An 18,357-nucleotide genomic window follows, 5' to 3' on the forward strand; every position below is an offset into this window, starting at 1 on the left:
GTCACTCGCTCTGCTCCGTAGCTTTACCAGAGCTTTGCCAGTCGGATGATTCTCGCAAATCATCGCAATTTGGTATCAGACCCTCAGCCCCTTGACGCTTAGACCAACAAGCCGCACAACTTGCAACTCCCTCACGCCCCCTGTTCGGCCAGTGGCGGCGTGCCAAATCGCACCCTCACCAACGTTCCCGCACCTTCTTCGGGCGTGTGCAGAGTCACGTCGCCTCCGTGGGCACGGGCGTAACGGCGCACCAGCGACAGCCCCAGTCCATGTCCTTCGGTCAGCCCTCTTGGGCCGCGTTCGTAGGGCAAGAACACCTGTTCGCGCAGTTCGGGGGCAATGCCGGGGCCAAAGTCGCGCACGTCGATTTCTGGCTGGCCGCCCCGTTCACCCAGCGTCAGTTCGACTGGCCCGTTCGTATATTTCAGGGCATTTTCAACCAAATTTTCAATGACCTGCCGGGTGCGGTTCACGTCCACAGGCCAGATCAGGGGCATATCAGGCACATGGGCGGTCACGCGGCCCCCGGCTTCCGCGGCGCGGCGTACCAGCGGGCGTAAATCGGTTCGCATGACTTTCAGCGTCACGTCCAGATACAGATCGTTCAGGCGGGTCAGGTCGGCGCGGCTCGCCAGTTGGGCGGCGCTGTCTTCGATCAGGGTCAGCAGGTGTTGACGCTGTTCAGGGGTGTCGGCGTGCCGCATCAGGTCGCTGGCCAGCATCAGCTTTTGCAGTGGGCGCCGGAGTTCATGGCTGGCCAAGTTCAGGGCCTCGCGTTGGCGGGCTTCGCGCAGGCTGCGGCGTTCGCGTTCGGTGCGCCACAGCCACAGCGCCCGCACCGTCAATAACATACTCAGCAGGCCCGTAATGATGGCCGTCACGATCAGGGCGCGGCGCATGTCCGAAAAAGCTTCGAAGTATTCGCCGCCCGTTTCTTGCCCAAAATTGTTGGCCTGAGAGTTCAGCAGAATGGCCTCGGCTCCGGCGGCGGCCACCGATTCGGGCGTGTCCTGTAGGAGCAGGCGGTTCACGGTTTCCAGCCGGGCGTCCCCGTAACTCTCCACCCTCTCCAAAGACGTGAATTGGCCGGGATTCTGGGCGCTGGAACGGGCACGGTCACGAATATCAGGCAACTCGGCGGGGGGCTGCGACGGATCGAGGCGGGCCACCTGATAATTCAAAATTTCTTGAACCAATCCCTGATAGGCGTAGGGCGACCACCCATTGTCGTTTTCCAGCAGCCGGGTGTAGGCAGGCCGGGTCACCAGCAGCAGCAGCAGTACGGTCAGGAGGGCGGGCAGAGCCGCCAACAGAATCTCCCGCGCTGTCACTATTCGGGGCACCTGCTTTGGCCAGCTGGGTTCTGCCCCCCTACTGCTGGGCTGACCTGCGGGTTCGGCGCGGCTCATGGGGCGGCGGAGATTTTGGCGGCATACCAGACCCAATAGCGCGAATACAGCCGGGCCGGAAATTGCGTCGCATCGGCGGGAAGAACGATGGTCAGCGGGCCTTTTTCCAGCACTGGAATAGGCTTTCCCTCAGCCGAGTGCGCCAGCATGATGGGCGTACTCAGGTAGTCGCTGGCCCGAATCACGGTCATAAAGCCGTTGCTGGCATAGACGCGCAGGTCTTTGCCCGAAAAGCCGCCCAACCGCGCCAGATCGCGCAGAGGCACGCCCTCATAAGTAAACCGGCGGTGCAGTTGAGGCTGCTCGGTGGTGTAGCGCATGGTGGGCAGGGCCAGCAGTTGTGCCCGCGTCAGCTTCAGGCTGTGGCCCGGACTTTCCAGCGTCAGCATGACCCGTTCGCCGGGTTTGGCCGCAGGCAACGCGGTCTTGCCGGGGCGCAGATACCGGAAGGCACGCGGCGAAGGATCTGGACTGGGCAGCGCCGGGATAGAGGCGGCCTGACGGGATGTAGGCAACCGGGAAGCAGGCAACGCAGAGACGTTCTGGGTCAAGGCCGCCGACCCCAGACCGAACACACCAACGGTTATCGCGAGCGCGGAAGCGGCCCACCGCAGAGGCCGAGACTTCAGAAAGCTGCATTTACGGCTCACCACAACATAGGCCGTCTGAGAAAGGCCGGGTTCATGGTGGGTCACTTCCGCAGTCTAGAGTATTGGGTAGACAAAAACGTCGCCTTGGTTACGCATTAAATGCAATATGGTCAGTTAGAGAATAGGGCTGGGCTGCCACCTTCCCTGAAAGAGCTGAAGATTAAAAGACGGGTCGTTCAACTGGAAGACTCGGCTGCATCCTGAAGTGCCGATGAGAAAAACATCATGATTGAACAGGGGTCAGGTCAGGCCGCCGTCACGCGGGGCGAGCAAGATGGTCTCATGAAGAACAAGTTGACCCTTACTACTGGCGTGACCCTCAGCGTCCTGCTGGCTGCCGCATCGCTGGGCAGCGTTCAGGCCGCACCCCAGATCAGTGCCCAGAGCATCATCGTGAATCCGGTACCCACCACCGTGAATGTGCGCGTCTGGACAGACCGTGACAGCACCGGCACACAGACCCCCAACTACTACCCCGGCGAGAACATTCGCCTGTATACCAGCGTGTCTCAGGATTCGTATGTGTACCTGTTCAACGTAGACCCGCAGGGACAGGTGGATCTGATTTTGCCCAACGGCTACGCAGGCGGCGCGAATTTCCTGAAGGCCAACACGGTCAAAGTGTTTCCCAGCAACGGCGATACCTTTACCTTTACGATTGCCGCACCCTACGGTCTGAACAAGGTGTTGGCGGTGGCCAGCAAGACGGCCCTGAACATCGACCAGATTGCCAATGTGCGGGCAGGCCAGAACACCTTCGCACCCGTGAGTCCTGCGGCGCAGGGGCCAGTGCGGTTGGCGCAGGCCCTCAGCATCGTGGTGAACCCCGTGCCCCAGAACACCTGGGATTCGGCCACCGCCGTCTATAACGTGGCTCAGGGCAATGTGGCCCCCGTTCGCCCCACGTCCATCCAGCCTGTGCAGCCCGCACCTGTGCGCCCCGTTCCGGTTCAGCCTGTGCAGCCCGGCTACAGCGTCGGCGTCACAAAAACCACCTTCAGCAGCAACCGCAGCCTGGGCGACCTGAACACCGAGTACGTGAACCGTTTGCGGAATGAAGGCTTTACGCTGGTCAGCAGCCGTCAGACCGGCAACCACATCCGCAGCGAGTTCAAGAGCAACCGGGGCAGCGCCAACCTCGAAGTGAAGCAGCGTGGCAACCGCTTCGACGTAACGATCACGCGCCGCTAAAGACCTTCAACACATCACCGCCGCTCTCCTGCATGCAGGGGCGGCGGTTTTTTTGGGTTGTGGGATGTGGGTGAGATGTCTAAGAGGCTAGGGTCTAAGGGTCTGAGAAAAGCGTGCTCAGGCTTCTGCTTTGTTCTTTGCAGGACATGACAAGCGCAAGAGCAGAGCGGCCAGCGCCAGCGATTGCCTTTGACCTGCGCTTAGACCTTCAGACCCTCAGACGAAGCACCCACAACTGTCCACCCTCCCCAAACGGGCGTTAGGCAGGTCTGGTAGGCTAGACACCTCAAGCTTTTAGACCAATCGCAGCACTCCCAAGACAGCTCAAGCGAGGGGCAGATCGGGTGATGGAATGACGGTTCACACAGACAAATGGACGGACGCGGCGGCATGCAGCACTGGCCCCAGCTCCAGCACGCGCCTGATGAACCAGCGCCGCGCTCCCTGACTGGGGTAGTTTGGCCGTCTGCTGTTCAGTGTGCTGCACGCCTCTCCCCTTTCAGGAGTTCCTATGACCAAACTCTCCGCTATATCCAACACTGCCGCGCCCACGCCGGACGCTTTGACCGACTTTCCCCGGCACGCGCCCGCCACCGATATTCCCTTTCAGTTGCTTGCGCCCGACGGCACCGCGCCCAACCCGGACGCCCTGCCCGATCCCCAAATCCGCCTGAGCCTGTACCGCCACATGCGCCGGATTCGCCATTTCGACGAACGTGGTTGGGTGCTGTACCGCACAGGACGGCTGGGAGTATTTCCGCCGTTTAAGGGCATGGAAGGCAGTCAGGTGGGCACGGCGGCGGCCCTGACCTCTGACGATTGGCTGTTTCCGACCTACCGCGATACGGGCGCGGCCCTGACGCTGGGCCTGCCGATTGCCCGCACGCTGGCCTACTGGCGCACCAGCCCGCACGGGTGGCACATGCCCGAACACCTGAAGGTCTTGCCCTTTTACATCCCGATTGCCACGCAGTACCCGCACGCGGTGGGCGCGGCGTTGGCCGAGCAGCGCAAGGGCACCAAGAATGTGGCGATGGCCTACATCGGAGACGGGGGCAGCAGCGAGGGCGACTTTCACGAGGCGCTGAACTTTGCCGGAGCACTGAACGCGCCGTGCATCTTTATTTTGCAGAACAACGGCTGGGCCATCAGCGTACCCACCCGCACCCAGACCCGCGCCGTCAATCTGGCCCGCCGCGCCGATGGCTACGGCATTCCCGGCGTGCGCGTGGACGGCAACGATGTCCTGGCGACGTATCAGGTGACGGCAGAAGCGGTGGCCCGCGCCCGCGCCGGACAGGGGCCGACCCTGATCGAAACCGTGACCTACCGCATTGCCGCGCACACGGTGGCCGACGACCCCACCCGCTACCGCACCGACGCCGACACCGCTGGCTGGGCCGAAAAAGACCCGATCACGCGCCTTCGGGTGCATCTGCTGGCCGAAGGAATCTTGACCGAAGACAGCGACGCCGCCCTGCTGAAAGAGATTGCCGAGGAGTTTGAGGCCGCGCTGAACGAGGCCGACACCTACCCCGAACCCGAACCCGCTGAGATTCTGGATCATGTGTTTGCCGAGCCGACCCCACAACTGGTGGCGCAGCGGGCCGAGATTCTGCGTGAGGTGGGCGAATGAGGCGGAAGTTTAGAGGGTGGATCGTGGATTGTAAAAACAGCATCCAGAGCGTCCAATCTCTTGCCCTTCAGCCCACGATCTCCCCAATACGATCCACGTTCCAAACTGAGGTTCCCGCATGACCGCTACCCAAACCCCTCCCACTGCCTCCACCACCCGCACGATGGTGGCCGCCATCAACGACGCGCTTGCCATAGCACTGGAACGCGACCCCACCACCTACCTGTTTGGCGAGGACGTGGGCGTGATGGGCGGCGTGTTCCGGGCCTCGGACGGCTTGCAGGCACGGTTCGGCACAGACCGGGTGTTCGATACCCCGCTGGCCGAAGCGAGCATCGTGGGCATGGGCATCGGCATGGGCCTGGCGGGGCTACGGCCCATTGCTGAAATTCAGTTTGCAGGCTTCATGTATCCGGCGCTGGATCAAATCCTGTCGCATCTGGGCCGCTACCGCCACCGCACCCGCAGCCGTTACAGCCTGCCGATGGTGATTCGTGCGCCCTACGGCGGCGGCGTGCATACTCCAGAGCAGCACGCCGACAGCCCCGAAGCGATACTGGCGCATGTGCCCGGCGTAAAAGTGGTGATTCCCAGCACGCCCACCGACGCCAAAGGGCTGCTACTGGCGGCCATAGAAGACCCTGATCCGGTGTTTTTCCTGGAAGCCATCAAGCTGTACCGCAGTAACAAAGAGAGCGTGCCAGACGGCCATTACACGGTTCCGCTGGGCAAGGCGAGAATAGTGACGGAAGGGAGCGACGTGACGGTGGTGACCTACGGCGGCATGGTGGAAGTCAGCGTGAAGGCCGCCGAAGCCGCCCGCGCTCACGGCATCGGCGTGGAGGTGATTGACCTGCGAACGCTGGTGCCGATGGACTTGGAAACCGTACTGAATTCGGTGGCAAAAACGGGCCGCGCTGTGGTGGTCACCGAAGCGCCCCGCACCGGCGGCTTCCACTCCGAGATCAGCGCCAACATTGCTGAACACGCCATAGACAGCCTGCGCGCCCCGATTCTGCGCGTGACTGGATACGACGCGCCTTACCCGCCGTTTACCGCCATCGAGGACGTCTACCGCCCGAACGCGGTGCGGGTGGCGCGGGCCATTCGGACAGTGATGGGGTACTGAGGGACAGAGAAAACCCCCGAGTCTGCTCTGATCCTCAGCTGTACCAGTCCGCAGCCAGCCCCCTTGAGGCGAGAGCAAAAGAGCTTTGATCCCGACCTATAAGGGGGGCGTTGCGCCAGCAACCGGGGGTTCACCTTCCAGGTCATCTCCACTATTCCCCACAATCCCACCCCAGCAGACCTGAAACGATAGAGAGCATGAGCCTCCGCTCCCTGTCTTTCGGCTTGCTACTGGCCTGTTCCGGTTTGGCTGGGGCGGCTTCTTCCCTGCCCCGATTTGCCAGTGTGCCCAGCATCCGGCACGAATACCAACGCCTGAACAACTGCGGCCCGGTCACGGTGGGCATGGCCCTCAGTCGCTGGGGCGGCACGCTGACGCAGTACCAGATTGCGCCCGTGCTGAAGCCCAACGGCGCAGACGTGAACGTGACGCCGCCCGAATTGGCCGCGTTTGCCCGCAAACAGGGCATGCAAACGCACTTGGCCGTCAACGGCAGCCGGGCCATGCTGAAGCGGCTGCTGGCCGCCGGATTTCCGGTCATCGTCGAAACGTGGTTTGTCACTTCAGACAGTGGCGGCATGGGCCATTACCGCATCCTGAACGGCTACGACGACACCAAGCAAAAATTTACGGCGCTGGATTCCTATCTCGGCAAACTGAGTTTCACCTACGCCCAGTTGGACGAACTGTGGCGGGCCTTTGGGCGCACCTATCTGGTGGTATCGCCGCCGGAACGTGAGGAAGAATTGCGCGGCTTGCTGGGGTTCCGGGCTGATCCGGTATTGGCAAAACGGGAAGCTTTGCGGGTGGCGGTGGCCGAAGCGGATCGCAAAAACGACGCCATTGCCTGGCTGAACGTGGGCAATGCGCGGTTGGCGTTGGGAGATTCCAGAGGAGCAACCCGCGCCTACGATCAGGCCTTTTCCAGCCGCGCAGACGCTGCGCTTGACCCCACCCGGCCTGCCCGCACGGTAGGGGGACTGCCCTGGCGCACGCTCTGGTATTCCTTCGGGCCGCTGGAAGCCTACACCCGCACGGGCCGCACCGCCGATGTGTTGCGCCTGACCAACGCCGTGCTGCAAGACGCCCCCGCCCACGAAGAAGCCCTGTACTGGCGGGGCCGCGCCCTGGCCGCACAGGGTCAGAGCGCCAAAGCAAAAGCCGCTTACCGTGAAGCGCTGAGAGTCCGGCCTACATTTGCGGCGGCGCGGGTGGCGTTGACAGGATTGGCTGCCGGAACGTAAATCGTAGAATGTGGCTCATAGAGTGTGAAGAGTGTTCTGGCCGTTGCCACTTTTTACGATCCACACTCCAAACAGCAGCTAAAAGAACGCCGCCCCGACTATGTAAGCCGGGGCGGTTCTTTGTAGGACTTTCTTACTTCTTGGGCGCGTCTATCGTTTTGGCGACTTTGGCCGGACGCAGAGGCGTTTTCTGTACCACCGTCGTACCGATGCTGGCGGTTTCCTTCTCCACTTGCTTGTTGATCAGGATTTGCTGCCCAATACCGATCAGGGTGCTGAAAATGATGTAGATGGTCACGCCTGCCGGGAAGGTCAGGGCGAAGTACAGGAAGATCAGGTAGATGAAGGCCTGTTGGCGGAACATCGCTGGGTTCTTGCGGGTCATCACGTACAACTGGCCGATGTTCACGATCAGGTAGATCAGGGCCAGGATGTACAACGGGTCGGGAATGGCAAGGTCGGGCAGCCAGAGAAAGCCACTGTCGAACTCGAAGTTACGAATGGTAGACCATAGCGCGATGAGGACAGGGAAAGGCACGAAGGTGCTAAAGCAGCCCGCCGGATTGAAGTTGTAATCGCGGTAGACCTGCTGCATTTCGGCCTGCATGGCCCGCTGCGAATCGGGGTCTTTGCGGTCTTTGTACTTGTCCTGCACTTCCTTGATCTTGGGTTGCATGACCTGCATCCGGGCGGTGGTACGGCCCTGAGCCTGCATCAGCGGCCACATGACAAGGCGCAGCAGCACGGTCAGCAGGATCAGCACGAGGCCCCAGTTGCCAATTACTTTGTACATGGCTTCCATCAACTTGACGATGTACAGGCTGATCTGACCGAAAATGTTGGGGGCAAACAGGCCGGGCAGGGTGGTGTAGCCGCTCTGGTACAGGTGAATCAGTTCGTTGCGGCCACCAAAGACTTCTACGGTGCTGGCGGCAGGCAAGGTGACACTCAGGAGCGACTGTGCGCCGCCGGTGAGGGTCGCGTCGGCGTTGGTTCCGGCCTGCGGGCGCACGATCAGGGCGTGGGCGTTCTGGCCGGGGCCGAAGGTGCCGCCCACTTCCTGAATCGCGGCGTATTGAATGTTCTGAACGGTGGTGGTGCCGCTGCCCTGCACGCTGGCAGGCTGGCCCCCCACAGGAACCGCCTGTACGCGGGGATTGGCCGCTTTGGCGAGGCCGGGAAACAGCATCGTGACGCGCTCAGGGCCGCCTGTCACGGTGGTTTTCACGTCTACCTTGAAGGAGCGGGGCCGCAGCGTCACCGTTTTGGTCACGGTTGCGCCGCCCTGCGTGTAGCGGAACACGGCGTCCTGACGGTTTTGCGGCAAGCTCTGCGTCAGTTGCGGCGCGGTGGCCTCGGCGGGTTGGGCTGGGTCGAGTGGCCCACCCCGGAGCGCAAACGCGCGGCGATCTGCGGGAAAAGCGGCAGCGCCCTCTACCTGGACACTGGGTTGCCCCACCAGATTCATAATGCTTTTTTGCGCTTTCAGGGCCGTGAAATCATACTTGCCGGTGCCGTCTTTCTTGATAAACGGCGTGCCTGCGTACAACTTGACGTACCAGCCGATCACTTCGCCCCGGTCATTGAAGACCACGTCTTGAAGGTTGCTGGTGGCAATGAATTCGTCGCCGGGAAGACCGTCAAAATCGGCCTTGATCCATTCGGGCTTGATCGCGTTGTTGAAGGAGGGAAGCGGGCCAGTGGTACCGCATCCGGTCAGGAGCAGCAAACCTACGGCAGTCAGCGGAAGCAGATGTTTTGGTTTCATGGTTTGGGTTTTCCAGCGGTGGGATGGGCCGGGTCAGCCGCAGGGGTGCGGGCCGCCGAGCCGAGATGGGCCGGGGACGAACTGGGCACCGGGTCAAAACCGCCCGGCACAAATGGATTGCAGCGCATGACCCGCCACGCGGCCAGCCACCCGCCCCGCACGGCCCCGAAGCGTTCTATCGCCTCTAGAGCGTACTGCGAACAGGTCGGTACAAAACGGCAAGTGGGCACGGGCTTCAGTGGCGAGAGCTTGCGCTGATAGCCGCGCACCACGCGCACCATGCCCCGCGCCGCCAGCCCCGAAGATGGAGCGCGGACAGCGGGAGCAGGAGTCGGCACAGTCTGCTTCATTCGGAGGGTTCGCCCTGAGCCGGCACTGGGAGAGGTGACACAGGTTCAGATACGGCTCTGGGGCGGCCAGAGTTCCCGCCCTTTGGCCCGCCCGCACCTTTTTTGACCCGGCCCGGTGCTTTGGCGAGCGCCCGCATCAGGGCCGCCTGAAGCGCCGGAAACGTGGCCGTGAGGACGCCGGGATTGGGCAACAAAATAGCCCGGCAAGGCGGCAAGCCGTCCGGCAGGGTTCGCAGCGCCTCGCGCATCCGGCGGCGGGCACGGTTGCGGTCTACAGCGCGTTTCAGGGTTTTTTTGGAAATAACGACGCCGATGATGGCGCGGGGTTGCCACGTTTCGCCGTATCGCGGGCGGTAATCGGTGAGGCGCAGCGTAAACAGCGGATCGCGCACTGCCACACCCTGCTGACGCACCTTGCGAAATTCGCGGTCACCACGCAAAGAATCCAGCGCCACTGGGCGGCGGGGCCGCTCCTGCATGGCGCTGGACTGATCGGGCGTGACGATAGACGCTTCCTGCCTTGGGGAGGCGCTTACTCGTCGGCGACGGTGAGTTGCTGACGGCCCTTCGCACGGCGGCGTGCAAGGATGTTGCGGCCAGCTTTGGTCTTCATGCGGGCGCGGAAGCCGTGGGTTTTGGCCCGTTTGCGGACATTGGGTTGGTAGGTACGCTTCATGTGCTCTCTCCTTCGTTCGCGGCGGACGGGAGGATTCACGCCCCCGCACCGCTGCTGGCTGTCCCGCTGGGTTCCGGCAATCTGCTGTTACGCGACTGCCTTCCGCCTGCGGCCCTGCCTAGGCCTGTTCGGCCCGCGATCTTGCGCCCCCTTTAGAGGGCAAACTCTGGAAGTGTAGCACGGGGGGCGGCAGGCAGAAAAGGGGGACAGGCAGACAATGGGGAAACCACGACAGAGCAGGGCTCGATAGGCTTAAAGGGTGAAGTTGCGGCCTGTGAGACACAGGTAAAACACAGGAAAGTTAGAACACAGGAAAGCTTTCAGAGGCTCTCTTTCCCAACCCCCTACCGCCGCAGCCACCCCGCCGCCCAGCGCGTTACCACCGGCATCACCAAATAAGTCATGGCAGGAACCACCAACACCATTTGTGGAAGGGCACGCAGCGGCGCGGGCCAATGGCCGATGGCAGGAGCCAGCAAGAGGCCGAGGCTCACGCTGACCGGATAGAGGGCGGCCAACGTCAGCAGCGCCATTTTCCAGCGGGGCGGCTGGCGCAAATTGGGCGCGGCGGGCGGCGTGAACCAGAACTCCAGGCCGGGCTGTTTTTCAAAGCTGACCTGACCGTCTACCAGGGCATTCACACGGGTCAGCCACTCGGCACGTTCGGGCGAGAGTTCCCAATCGGCGGCGCTGTTGACCGTATCGAAGCGGGCGATCAGGGTATATTCGCGCTCGCCGGGGGGCGGCCTGATAATGCCAGTCCCCCGGTGTCCCGGCACCCGCGCCAGCAGCGCTCCACCTTCGGTCAGCAGCGTTTCGTATTCGGCCTCGTGGCCTGGCAAAATGCGGCGGCGCACCACCAGACTCACGGGGTCGGAGGGAGCCATGTCGCGCAGGGTCAGGCGGGCAGAGTCGGGGGCGGCGTTGTCCGGCGAGGCAGGGGCAGAGACAGGGGCAGGGTCGGTCATGCAGGGGTCACCTCTGGCAGCTTCTTGGGCCATGCCACCAGCATCACGCCCATCAGAATCACGCCCAGTGCCACCCAGCCCAGCGCCCCCAATGTTTCCCCGCCCAGGCCCACGCCCAGCAGCACGGCCACCACCGGATTCACGTAGGCGTAACTGGTCGCCAGTGCGGGCCGCGTGTGGGCCACCAAGTACATGTAAGCGCTGTAGGCCACCAGGCTTCCAAACACCGTCAGGTACGCCAGTGCCCACAGGCTGGCCGAGGTTGGCGTCCCCCATTTCTCGCCCATAAGCAGGCTGAATCCGAAGAGCAGCACCCCGCCTGTGACCATTTCGGCGGCGCTGCCCATCAGGCCAGAAGGCAGCGGCAGATGGCGCGACCACTGGCTGCCAAACGTCCAGCACAGCGGGGCCAGGATCAGCAGCAGGGCGGCCAGCGGCGTAGCCTGCAATTCGCCCACGTTCAGCAGCGCAATGCCCAGCAGACCCACGCCGATGCCCAGCCATTCTCGCCCGCCCGTGCGCTCGCCCCACAGCCGCGCGAACAGGGCCGCGAACAGGGGCGAAACGGCAATGACCATCGCCGCTACGCTGGAACTGGCGTCGCGTTCGGCCAGCGTAACGAGGCCTGTGCCGCCGCCCAGAAGCAATAAGCCCACGATGGCACTGGCTCCCCACTGGCGCGCCGTGGGCATGGGCGCACCCCGCCAGCGCAGGAAGGCAAACAGAATTACGCCCGCCACCAAAAACCGGATGCCCAACATGCCCAGCGGGGGCAGGCTGCCAATGGCGATTTTGATGCCAAAGTAAGTGCTGCCCCACACCACGTACACGATGCCCAGCGCCAACAGCACGGCAGGAGTCAGGCGGGCGGCGGGGGCGGAAGCAGCGGCAGAAGACACGCGGGAAAGCATACGCCTGCGCGGGGGCGGGGGTCTCAGGATGTGAGACGCTGGGGTTTCAGGTGGTGTGGCAGCGTTCTAAGGGTCTAGGGTCGAAGGGTCTAAGAAAAGGCGATCGCTGACGCTCACCATCCCTGTCACACGAACATAGAGGGCAACACCCACCCAAAACTGCCATACATCTGCACCTTAGACCCTTAGACTTCCCCACCTTCAAACTTCCTCAGCCACCAGCCTGCTTTCAATCGCCCGTGCGTGTGCTTCCAGCCCCTCTGCGCGGGCGAGGAGGGCGGCGGCGGGGCCGATGCGGTGCAGAGTGGCCTCGTTCACGCCGATCACGCTGATGATGTTCTGGAAGTCGCGCACATTGACCGGACTCATGAAGCGGGCTGTGCCGCCCGTGGGCATGACGTGGCTGGGGCCTGCCACGTAGTCACCCAGAGCTTCCATGCTGGCTTCCCCGATGAACACGCCCCCCGCCCGCTGCACGCGTCCCAGCAGGCTCCACGGGTCGCGGGTCAGCAGGCACAGGTGTTCGGGGGCGTAGAGGTTGGCGAGGTCGAGGGCTTCATGCAGGTCGGCGGCCAGAATGACCTTCATGCGGGCCTGCACACTGTCCCGCGCCCAGGTGCGGTTGGGTTCGGGCAGGTTCTCCAGTTGGCCGCCCAGTTCGGCCTGTACCCGAATAAGCAGGTCGCGGCTGGTGGACACCAACACGGGTTCCGCGCCGTTGTGTTCGGCCTGTGCCAGCAGATCGGCGGCCACGTAGCGGGCGTCGGCGCTGTCGTCGGCCACCACCAGCGTTTCGGTTGGCCCCGGCAGGCTTTCTATTCCGGTCTGGCCGTATACCAGCCGTTTGGCGATGACCACGAACAGGTTGCCGGGGCCAGCAATCTTGTCTACAGCGGGCAATGTGGCCGTGCCATACGCCAGCGCCGCAATCGCCTGAGCGCCGCCCACACGCACAATCCGGGTCAGACCCAGTTCGCGGGCGGCGACCAGAATGGCGGGGTGAATCTGGCCGCCCGCGGCAGGCGGCGTGGCGACCACGATTTCGGGCACGCCTGCCACCTGCGCGGGCACAGCGGTATGAATCAGGGTGCTGATCAGGGGCGCGAGGCCGCCCGGCACGTACACGCCCACCCGTCCCAGCGGGCGAATAAGTTGGCCCAGTGCGCCGCCCTCATCGTGGGTCAGGAAGCCGTGCGCGGGCTGCTGCACATAAAAAGCACGCACGCGGGCAATCGCCAGCCGAATCGCGGCGTGCAGATCGGCGTCCACCGTCGCGTCGGCCAGTTCCTCGGCGCTCACTTCCAGATGCTCGGGGCGCACGCCGTCCAGCCGCTCTGTCCAGTCGCGCAGGGCGTCGTCGCCGCGTGCCCGCACATCGGCAATGATTCGCTCTACGACCTGCGTGGGGGTCAGCGCCTCGCCAAAAGTGCTTTCTATGCGGGCCAGAACGCTGTCGGGCACAGGAATATCGTTGAAGGTACGGGTGAGGGCGGCGCGGGCGTCTGGGCCTTGAAGGACTTGCATGGTTGCTCCTGCGGAGGTCTAAGGGTCGAGGGTCTAAGGGCAAAAGCGGGAGCGTGGGGGTGGAACGTGGGCAGGGCTAGGGACTGGCACAGCCGAGCAAAAGACAGGATCAATGAGCAACGCGAATGCTCTCGCACACCACCCGAAACCCTACCGCCCCAGCACCTTAGACACTAGACCTTTAGACCCTCGTCCCTTAGACGCTCCTACCCCGCCCGCCGCCGTCTGCGTTCGGGCTGAGCTTGCCGCCTCGCCTGAGGCAGATTGGCTTCTACCGGGCCAAAATCGGTGGGCTGAATCAGGCGCAGCAGGCGGTGGGGCGCGTCCTGCTCCACGTACACGTAAGCGTGGCCGGGGCGCAGCAGATACACGTGCGTGGGCGTGCCGTTCACGTCGCCGCCCTGAGCCGGGTGAAGAGTCTGCACATGCACCCGGCCCCCGGTCAGGCGTTGAGGCGGCACATCCTGCCCGTGTTGGCCGCGCAGCCACAGCAACAGACTTACGGGGTCATGATGATCGCCCAGCAGAGGCGTGGTTACTTCGTCTTTGCCTTGCCGCAGCGTCAGCACGCCGTTTTTGCGGTCAAAGGTAGTCTCGAAACTGGGTTTGCCGCGTCCGTCGCCCTCGCTGTAGCTGTGGCTGGCAAAGGTGCGGGCGTGCATCCGGCTGCTCTGCACGCGCCGCACTTCGGGCAGCACGCCGCCAAAGTTGGTTTCCACGCGGGCAATCAGGGCGCTGCGTTCGGGGTGAACCGTCCACGTCTGCTCTCCAGCATAGCGCCCGCCCAACGTCAGGGTCAGCGCAAAGGATTCAGCCCCGATCTGGAAAGATTCTTGGCCCGGATCGTTTATGCGATCAGATTCCAAAAGCTCTCACCCGGCCCGTCCCAGCCTGCGCCCAGCGCGTGTGCGGCGGTGGCCCCCACATCGGCAAAGGTGGCCCGCTCGCCCAGATTCACGGCCCCCATGCCGGGGCGGTAGGTCAGCAGCATCCCGTATTCGCGGGTGTGGTCGGTGCCGCGCCAAGTGGGGTCATTCCCGTGATCAGAAATGATGATCAGTGCGCCGTCAGTGGGTACGGTAGCCAGAATTTCGGGCAGCGCAGCGTCGAAATCGGCCAGACATGCACTGTATCCGGCGGGGTCGCGGCGGTGGCCGTATTTGGCGTCGAAGTCCACCAGATTGGTGTAGATCAAGCCAGAAGTGCCGTCCTGCGCGGCCTGCGTCATGCGGGCCAACGTTTTGCGAATTCCGTCCGGGTTGTCGTCGGTATGAATCTCTTCGGTAAAGCCCTGATGCGCGTAGATGTCGGGGATTTTACCGATGCCGATCACGGCCTGCCCAGCGGCCTTCAGGCTGTCTAGCACAGTGGGCGGCGGCAACAGACTGAAATCGCGGCGGTGTTCGCCTGCCCGCTCGAAGGGATGCTCGCCCCGAAAAGGCCGCGCAATGACGCGGGCCACCGCATATGGCCCCTGCAAAATCTCACGGGCGGCGAGGCACCATTCATACAGCGTTTCCAGCGGCACCACGTCTTCATGCGCGGCAATCTGAAATACGCTGTCGCCACTGGTGTACACGATGGGAGTCCCGGTGCGGCGGTGTTCCTCGCCGTAGTCACGGATCACGTCGGTGCCGCTGTACGGCTTGTTGCACAGGTGGCCGCGCCCTGTGGCGGCGTCGAAGGCGTCCATCACGGCAGGCGGAAAGCCTTCAGGGAAGATCTGGAAGGCGTGTTCCAACTGCACGCCCATAAATTCCCAGTGTCCGGTACTGGTGTCTTTGCCGGGGCTGACCTCGCGCATCCGGCCAAACGCGCCCTGTACGGTTGCATCAGCGGGAATAGTCTGCGGGCCAGTTTGCACAGTGGGAATGCGGCCCAGTCCCAGCCCGGCCAGATGGGGCAAATGGACAGGCGCGGCGGCCAACGTGTGGTTCAGGGTGTGTGCGCCCACGTCGCCAAAGCTGGCGGCATCAGGCAGGTCACCCACGCCCACGGAATCCAGAACGATGATGGTGAGGAGCATGGGGGCAGTGTACCGGGAAGCGGTGTGAATGGTGGGCCGCAAACAGTCAGAACAGCCAAACTCGCCTCTGCTCCTGATCCTCCTCATCGTCATCCCTCTCACGGGCGGTGCGGAAGGCGCGTGGTACGCTTCCAGACGTGACGCTGCCCGCATCTTTCCCCCCCGCCGTGCCTGACGCCGCCCCTGCCAATCCTTTCGCTGGATTGGGACGGCCCGAGTTGGTGGCTTCGGGGTTGTCCAAAAGTTATGGACGGCGGGCGGTGGTGCGGGGCGTGGATTTCCGGGTGCGGCCCGGCGAAATCGTGGCACTGTTTGGCCCCAACGGAGCGGGTAAGACCACCACGTTCTATATGCTGGTGGGCTTTATTCGGCCCGGCGGCGGCAGCATCACCCTCGGAGAACGTGACGTGACGCGCCTGCCTATGCACGAGCGGGCGCGGTTGGGCCTCGGCTATCTGCCGCAGGAACCCAGTGCCTTTCGCAAGCTGACGGCCCGCGATAATTTATTGGCCATCCTGGAATATGGCCCGCTGCCCCGCGCCGAGCAGGAAGCCCGCGCCGACTCGCTGCTGGCCGAATTTGGCCTGACACACTTGGCAGGCAGCTTCGCTTACCAGCTTTCGGGCGGCGAGCGGCGGCGGCTAGAACTGGCCCGTGCCCTCACCACCGACCCCGATTACCTGCTGCTGGACGAACCCTTTACGGGCGTAGATCCCAAAAGCATCCGCGAGATTCAGCGCCTGATTCGGGAACTGCGTGACCGCCGGGGCATCGGCGTGTTCATTACTGACCACAACGTGCGCGAAACCATTGCCCTGACCGACCGGGTGTACCTGATGTTCGATGGTGAAGTGAAGTTCGAAGGCACGCCGCAGGAATTCGCGCAAGACGAAGACGCCCGCCGCCACTACCTCGGCGACGATTTCGAGCTGTAACCGGAGACTGCGATGCTGTGGCTGTTTTTGCCCTTTGTGGTGATCTTGTCGGGCGTGGTGGCCTACGCCGCCGACACCATTGCCAAAAAAGCCGGACGCAAGCATCTGCGCTGGTTCGGGTTGCGGCCCAAAACCACGGCGCTGATTGTGGCCGTACTGTCGGGCATGGGCATCAGCGCGGCCAGTCTCGCGGCGTTTCTGGTGCTCAATTCCAGCGCCATCAATACCATTGCTCAGGCCGACCAACTGCGCCCGCAACTGGACGCCCTGAAAACCGAGATTCTGGGCGTCCAGAACGACCTGAAAACGGCCCAGAGTGGCCGCGACACGGCCCAGCGCGAGGCCGATGCGTTGCGCGAGCAGCAGCAGGCCGCGCTGACCGATCTTCAGGCCGCCCGCAGCAACCTTAAAGATGCACGCACCGCCCAGCAACGCCTTCAGACGGAAGCTGCCGCCTTGCAGGACAAGGTAGAGGCGCTGACTACCCTGCGAACCGACTTGGAAGCCCGCGCCGCGCTCTCCCGCACGCTGCTCACGGCGTCCGAGGCAGCGTTTGCTTCCAGTCAGGCCCGCGCAGAAGCGCTGGACAGCCAAGTGGTAGACCTGAATACTCGCTCGGCGCTGGCAGAACAGGAAGCGCAGTTGGCCCAGAACCGCGCCGCCACTGCCCAGATTCAGACTGAGGAGGCGCAGCAACAAGCAGAGCAGGCGCAGGCGCAGGCCGACGCTGCACAGGTTCAGGCGACAGCGGCTCAGGCCCAGGCCAAAGCCGCGCAGGGACAGGCGCGGGTGGCACGGGCGCAGGTCTTGGCGGTGGCCGCACAGGTGCAGCAGGCTCAGGCGCAGGTGCGCCAAGCTCAGGCCAGAGTGCAGCAGGCCGGAGCCCAGGCCAAAGCCGCGCAGGCCAAGGCGCAGCAGGCTCAGGCTCAGGTAGAACAGACCCGCAGCCTCGCCGCACAGTTGGGGGGACAGGTGCGCCAACTGGAAGCCGACCGCGCCGCCGCCACCAAAGAGCGCGACGCCGCCGTGACCGCCCGCACGCAGGCCGAAACCCAGCGCGACGCCACCCAACGCGAGAGTGCCCGCCTGATCGGCGAGCGAGACCGCATTGCCAACGAGCGTGACCGAGTGGCACAGGAGCGCAACCGCGCCGCCGCAGAACTGACCAAGGCCGCCCAGGAACGCCAGCAGGCCACAGCCGAACGTGACCGCGTGCGGGCCGAAGTGACCACGCTCCGCACCCAGCAAAAACAACTGCTCACGGCCAACGAAGTCCTGTCTAAAGATCTGGCGACGGCCCGTGCCACGCTGGGACAACTGCAAGATGAATACTCCAGCGCCCGCACAGAACTGAGCGCCAGCCGGAACACCGACCTCGCTTTTCCGCGCAACGATCTGGTGTATGCGGGCGTGGTGCCGGGCGTGCGAAACCTGGACGCCTTTTTGCAGGCCGCCGCCACTGCTGCCCAGAGCCGGGGCGCAAAAGGCACGCCCGCCGCCCGCCTGAATGCTGCCGCCCGCACCGCACTGGAAACCAAATTGCGCGGCCTGAACGCCAGCACCTTCGTGCAGTGCCGCGCTGCCAGCAACACCGTGACGGGCTTTCCGGTAGACCTGACCTGCGACGCCCGCCCCAACAGCGTGCTGTACCGCAGCGGCGAAGGCATCCGGCGCGTGAACCTGACTCTCAGCGCCGATACCCGCACTCTTCAGGCCCAGATCAGTGAGGCCGTGCAGGACGTGGTACTCGACCTGACCACACGCGGCGTGCCCAGTGAATACATCAACAATCTGGGGCTGGACGTGAACGAGTTCGTAGACCTGATCACGCGCCTGAACGCCAAAACTGGCCCCACTGCCACCCTGACTATTGCCGCCCGCGACGACGTGCGCCCCGGCAGCCGGGTGGATTTGTACGCGATTGTGCCGTAGGGGAACGC

Annotated in this window: 17 protein-coding genes; 6 read left to right on the forward strand and 11 right to left on the reverse strand. The window is 63.7% G+C overall.

The genetic code is table 11. From position 1 onward, the window contains the following. Positions 1 to 131 precede the first annotated feature (131 nt). Both M1R55_RS03190 and M1R55_RS03195 read right to left on the reverse strand, forming a co-directional pair. Positions 132 to 1,409 (reverse strand): sensor histidine kinase KdpD, encoded by a 1,278-nt coding sequence (locus M1R55_RS03190; RefSeq protein WP_249393296.1) that lies wholly within the window; start codon positions 1,407 to 1,409, stop codon positions 132 to 134. Then, a complete protein-coding gene (locus tag M1R55_RS03195; RefSeq protein WP_249393297.1) occupies positions 1,406 to 2,104 on the reverse strand; it encodes a hypothetical protein in 699 nt (232 codons plus the stop codon). The genes M1R55_RS03190 and M1R55_RS03195 overlap by 4 nt, the downstream gene beginning before the upstream one ends. A 237-nt stretch (positions 2,105 to 2,341) precedes the next feature. On the opposite strand from M1R55_RS03195, the gene M1R55_RS03200 reads away from it, so the two are divergent. The 4 genes from M1R55_RS03200 (at position 2,342) to M1R55_RS03215 (ending at position 7,259) form a co-directional block, all read left to right on the forward strand. Then, positions 2,342 to 3,250, forward strand: coding sequence for a DUF4384 domain-containing protein (locus M1R55_RS03200; protein WP_249394115.1), 909 nt, complete (start codon positions 2,342 to 2,344; stop codon positions 3,248 to 3,250). A gap of 511 nt (positions 3,251 to 3,761) precedes the next feature. Continuing rightward, positions 3,762 to 4,886: a pyruvate dehydrogenase (acetyl-transferring) E1 component subunit alpha gene (pdhA, locus tag M1R55_RS03205; RefSeq protein ID WP_249393298.1), complete on the forward strand. Its 1,125-nt coding sequence runs from the start codon at positions 3,762 to 3,764 to the stop codon at positions 4,884 to 4,886. Positions 4,887 to 5,004: 118 nt separating this feature from the next. After that, positions 5,005 to 6,015: an alpha-ketoacid dehydrogenase subunit beta gene (locus M1R55_RS03210; RefSeq protein WP_249393299.1), complete on the forward strand. Its 1,011-nt coding sequence runs from the start codon at positions 5,005 to 5,007 to the stop codon at positions 6,013 to 6,015. Positions 6,016 to 6,212: 197 nt separating this feature from the next. Continuing rightward, positions 6,213 to 7,259 (forward strand): C39 family peptidase, encoded by a 1,047-nt coding sequence (locus M1R55_RS03215; RefSeq protein WP_249393300.1) that lies wholly within the window; start codon positions 6,213 to 6,215, stop codon positions 7,257 to 7,259. A 133-nt stretch (positions 7,260 to 7,392) separates the two neighbouring features. On the opposite strand, the gene yidC is transcribed toward M1R55_RS03215, so the two are convergent. The 9 genes from yidC to M1R55_RS03260 form a co-directional block, all read right to left on the reverse strand. Beyond that, the gene (gene yidC, locus M1R55_RS03220; RefSeq protein ID WP_249393301.1) at positions 7,393 to 9,027 is read right to left on the reverse strand and encodes a membrane protein insertase YidC; all 1,635 of its coding nucleotides are present in this window, start codon (positions 9,025 to 9,027) and stop codon (positions 7,393 to 7,395) included. Next, a complete protein-coding gene (gene yidD / locus M1R55_RS03225; RefSeq protein ID WP_249394116.1) occupies positions 9,024 to 9,308 on the reverse strand; it encodes a membrane protein insertion efficiency factor YidD in 285 nt (94 codons plus the stop codon). The genes yidC and yidD overlap by 4 nt, the downstream gene beginning before the upstream one ends. A 65-nt stretch (positions 9,309 to 9,373) precedes the next feature. After that, the gene (gene rnpA / locus M1R55_RS03230; RefSeq protein ID WP_249394117.1) at positions 9,374 to 9,817 is read right to left on the reverse strand and encodes a ribonuclease P protein component; all 444 of its coding nucleotides are present in this window, start codon (positions 9,815 to 9,817) and stop codon (positions 9,374 to 9,376) included. Positions 9,818 to 9,909: 92 nt separating this feature from the next. Next, positions 9,910 to 10,053: a 50S ribosomal protein L34 gene (gene rpmH, locus M1R55_RS03235; RefSeq protein WP_019010814.1), complete on the reverse strand. Its 144-nt coding sequence runs from the start codon at positions 10,051 to 10,053 to the stop codon at positions 9,910 to 9,912. Positions 10,054 to 10,397: 344 nt separating this feature from the next. Beyond that, complete coding sequence (locus M1R55_RS03240; protein ID WP_249394118.1) at positions 10,398 to 10,940, reverse strand: antibiotic biosynthesis monooxygenase; 543 nt, start codon at positions 10,938 to 10,940, stop codon at positions 10,398 to 10,400. A gap of 77 nt (positions 10,941 to 11,017) precedes the next feature. Further along, entirely contained in the window at positions 11,018 to 11,932 is a 915-nt protein-coding gene (gene yedA / locus M1R55_RS03245; RefSeq protein WP_249393302.1) for a drug/metabolite exporter YedA, read from the reverse strand. Positions 11,933 to 12,133: 201 nt separating this feature from the next. Beyond that, the gene (gene hisD, locus M1R55_RS03250) at positions 12,134 to 13,456 is read right to left on the reverse strand and encodes a histidinol dehydrogenase (RefSeq protein ID WP_249393303.1); all 1,323 of its coding nucleotides are present in this window, start codon (positions 13,454 to 13,456) and stop codon (positions 12,134 to 12,136) included. A 206-nt stretch (positions 13,457 to 13,662) separates the two neighbouring features. Next, the gene (locus M1R55_RS03255) at positions 13,663 to 14,322 is read right to left on the reverse strand and encodes a DUF3108 domain-containing protein (protein ID WP_249393304.1); all 660 of its coding nucleotides are present in this window, start codon (positions 14,320 to 14,322) and stop codon (positions 13,663 to 13,665) included. Further along, positions 14,304 to 15,482 (reverse strand): phosphopentomutase, encoded by a 1,179-nt coding sequence (locus M1R55_RS03260; protein ID WP_249393305.1) that lies wholly within the window; start codon positions 15,480 to 15,482, stop codon positions 14,304 to 14,306. The genes M1R55_RS03255 and M1R55_RS03260 overlap by 19 nt, the downstream gene beginning before the upstream one ends. 137 nt (positions 15,483 to 15,619) lie before the next feature. On the opposite strand from M1R55_RS03260, the gene lptB reads away from it, so the two are divergent. Continuing rightward, the gene (gene lptB, locus M1R55_RS03265; protein WP_371827148.1) at positions 15,620 to 16,417 is read left to right on the forward strand and encodes an LPS export ABC transporter ATP-binding protein; all 798 of its coding nucleotides are present in this window, start codon (positions 15,620 to 15,622) and stop codon (positions 16,415 to 16,417) included. A 12-nt stretch (positions 16,418 to 16,429) separates the two neighbouring features. Beyond that, positions 16,430 to 18,349 (forward strand): DUF3084 domain-containing protein, encoded by a 1,920-nt coding sequence (locus M1R55_RS03270; protein WP_249393306.1) that lies wholly within the window; start codon positions 16,430 to 16,432, stop codon positions 18,347 to 18,349. Positions 18,350 to 18,357: the final 8 nt, after the last annotated feature.

Origin of the sequence: Deinococcus sp. QL22 (assembly GCF_023370075.1) — a bacterium.
In the GTDB taxonomy this organism is placed as follows: domain Bacteria; phylum Deinococcota; class Deinococci; order Deinococcales; family Deinococcaceae; genus Deinococcus.

Excerpts from the sequence above, each read along its gene's own strand:
- M1R55_RS03190 (WP_249393296.1), bottom strand. The coding sequence starts at position 1,409 with ATGAGCCGCGCCGAACCCGCAGGTCAGCCCAGCAGTAGGGGGGCAGAA.
- M1R55_RS03200 (WP_249394115.1), top strand. The coding sequence starts at position 2,342 with ATGAAGAACAAGTTGACCCTTACTACTGGCGTGACCCTCAGCGTCCTG.
- pdhA (WP_249393298.1), top strand. The coding sequence starts at position 3,762 with ATGACCAAACTCTCCGCTATATCCAACACTGCCGCGCCCACGCCGGAC.
- M1R55_RS03210 (WP_249393299.1), top strand. The coding sequence starts at position 5,005 with ATGACCGCTACCCAAACCCCTCCCACTGCCTCCACCACCCGCACGATG.
- M1R55_RS03215 (WP_249393300.1), top strand. The coding sequence starts at position 6,213 with ATGAGCCTCCGCTCCCTGTCTTTCGGCTTGCTACTGGCCTGTTCCGGT.
- yidC (WP_249393301.1), bottom strand. The coding sequence starts at position 9,027 with ATGAAACCAAAACATCTGCTTCCGCTGACTGCCGTAGGTTTGCTGCTC.
- yidD (WP_249394116.1), bottom strand. The coding sequence starts at position 9,308 with ATGGTGCGCGTGGTGCGCGGCTATCAGCGCAAGCTCTCGCCACTGAAG.
- rpmH (WP_019010814.1), bottom strand. The coding sequence starts at position 10,053 with ATGAAGCGTACCTACCAACCCAATGTCCGCAAACGGGCCAAAACCCAC.
- M1R55_RS03240 (WP_249394118.1), bottom strand. The coding sequence starts at position 10,940 with ATGGCTCCCTCCGACCCCGTGAGTCTGGTGGTGCGCCGCCGCATTTTG.
- yedA (WP_249393302.1), bottom strand. The coding sequence starts at position 11,932 with ATGCTTTCCCGCGTGTCTTCTGCCGCTGCTTCCGCCCCCGCCGCCCGC.
- hisD (WP_249393303.1), bottom strand. The coding sequence starts at position 13,456 with ATGCAAGTCCTTCAAGGCCCAGACGCCCGCGCCGCCCTCACCCGTACC.
- M1R55_RS03260 (WP_249393305.1), bottom strand. The coding sequence starts at position 15,482 with ATGCTCCTCACCATCATCGTTCTGGATTCCGTGGGCGTGGGTGACCTG.
- M1R55_RS03270 (WP_249393306.1), top strand. The coding sequence starts at position 16,430 with ATGCTGTGGCTGTTTTTGCCCTTTGTGGTGATCTTGTCGGGCGTGGTG.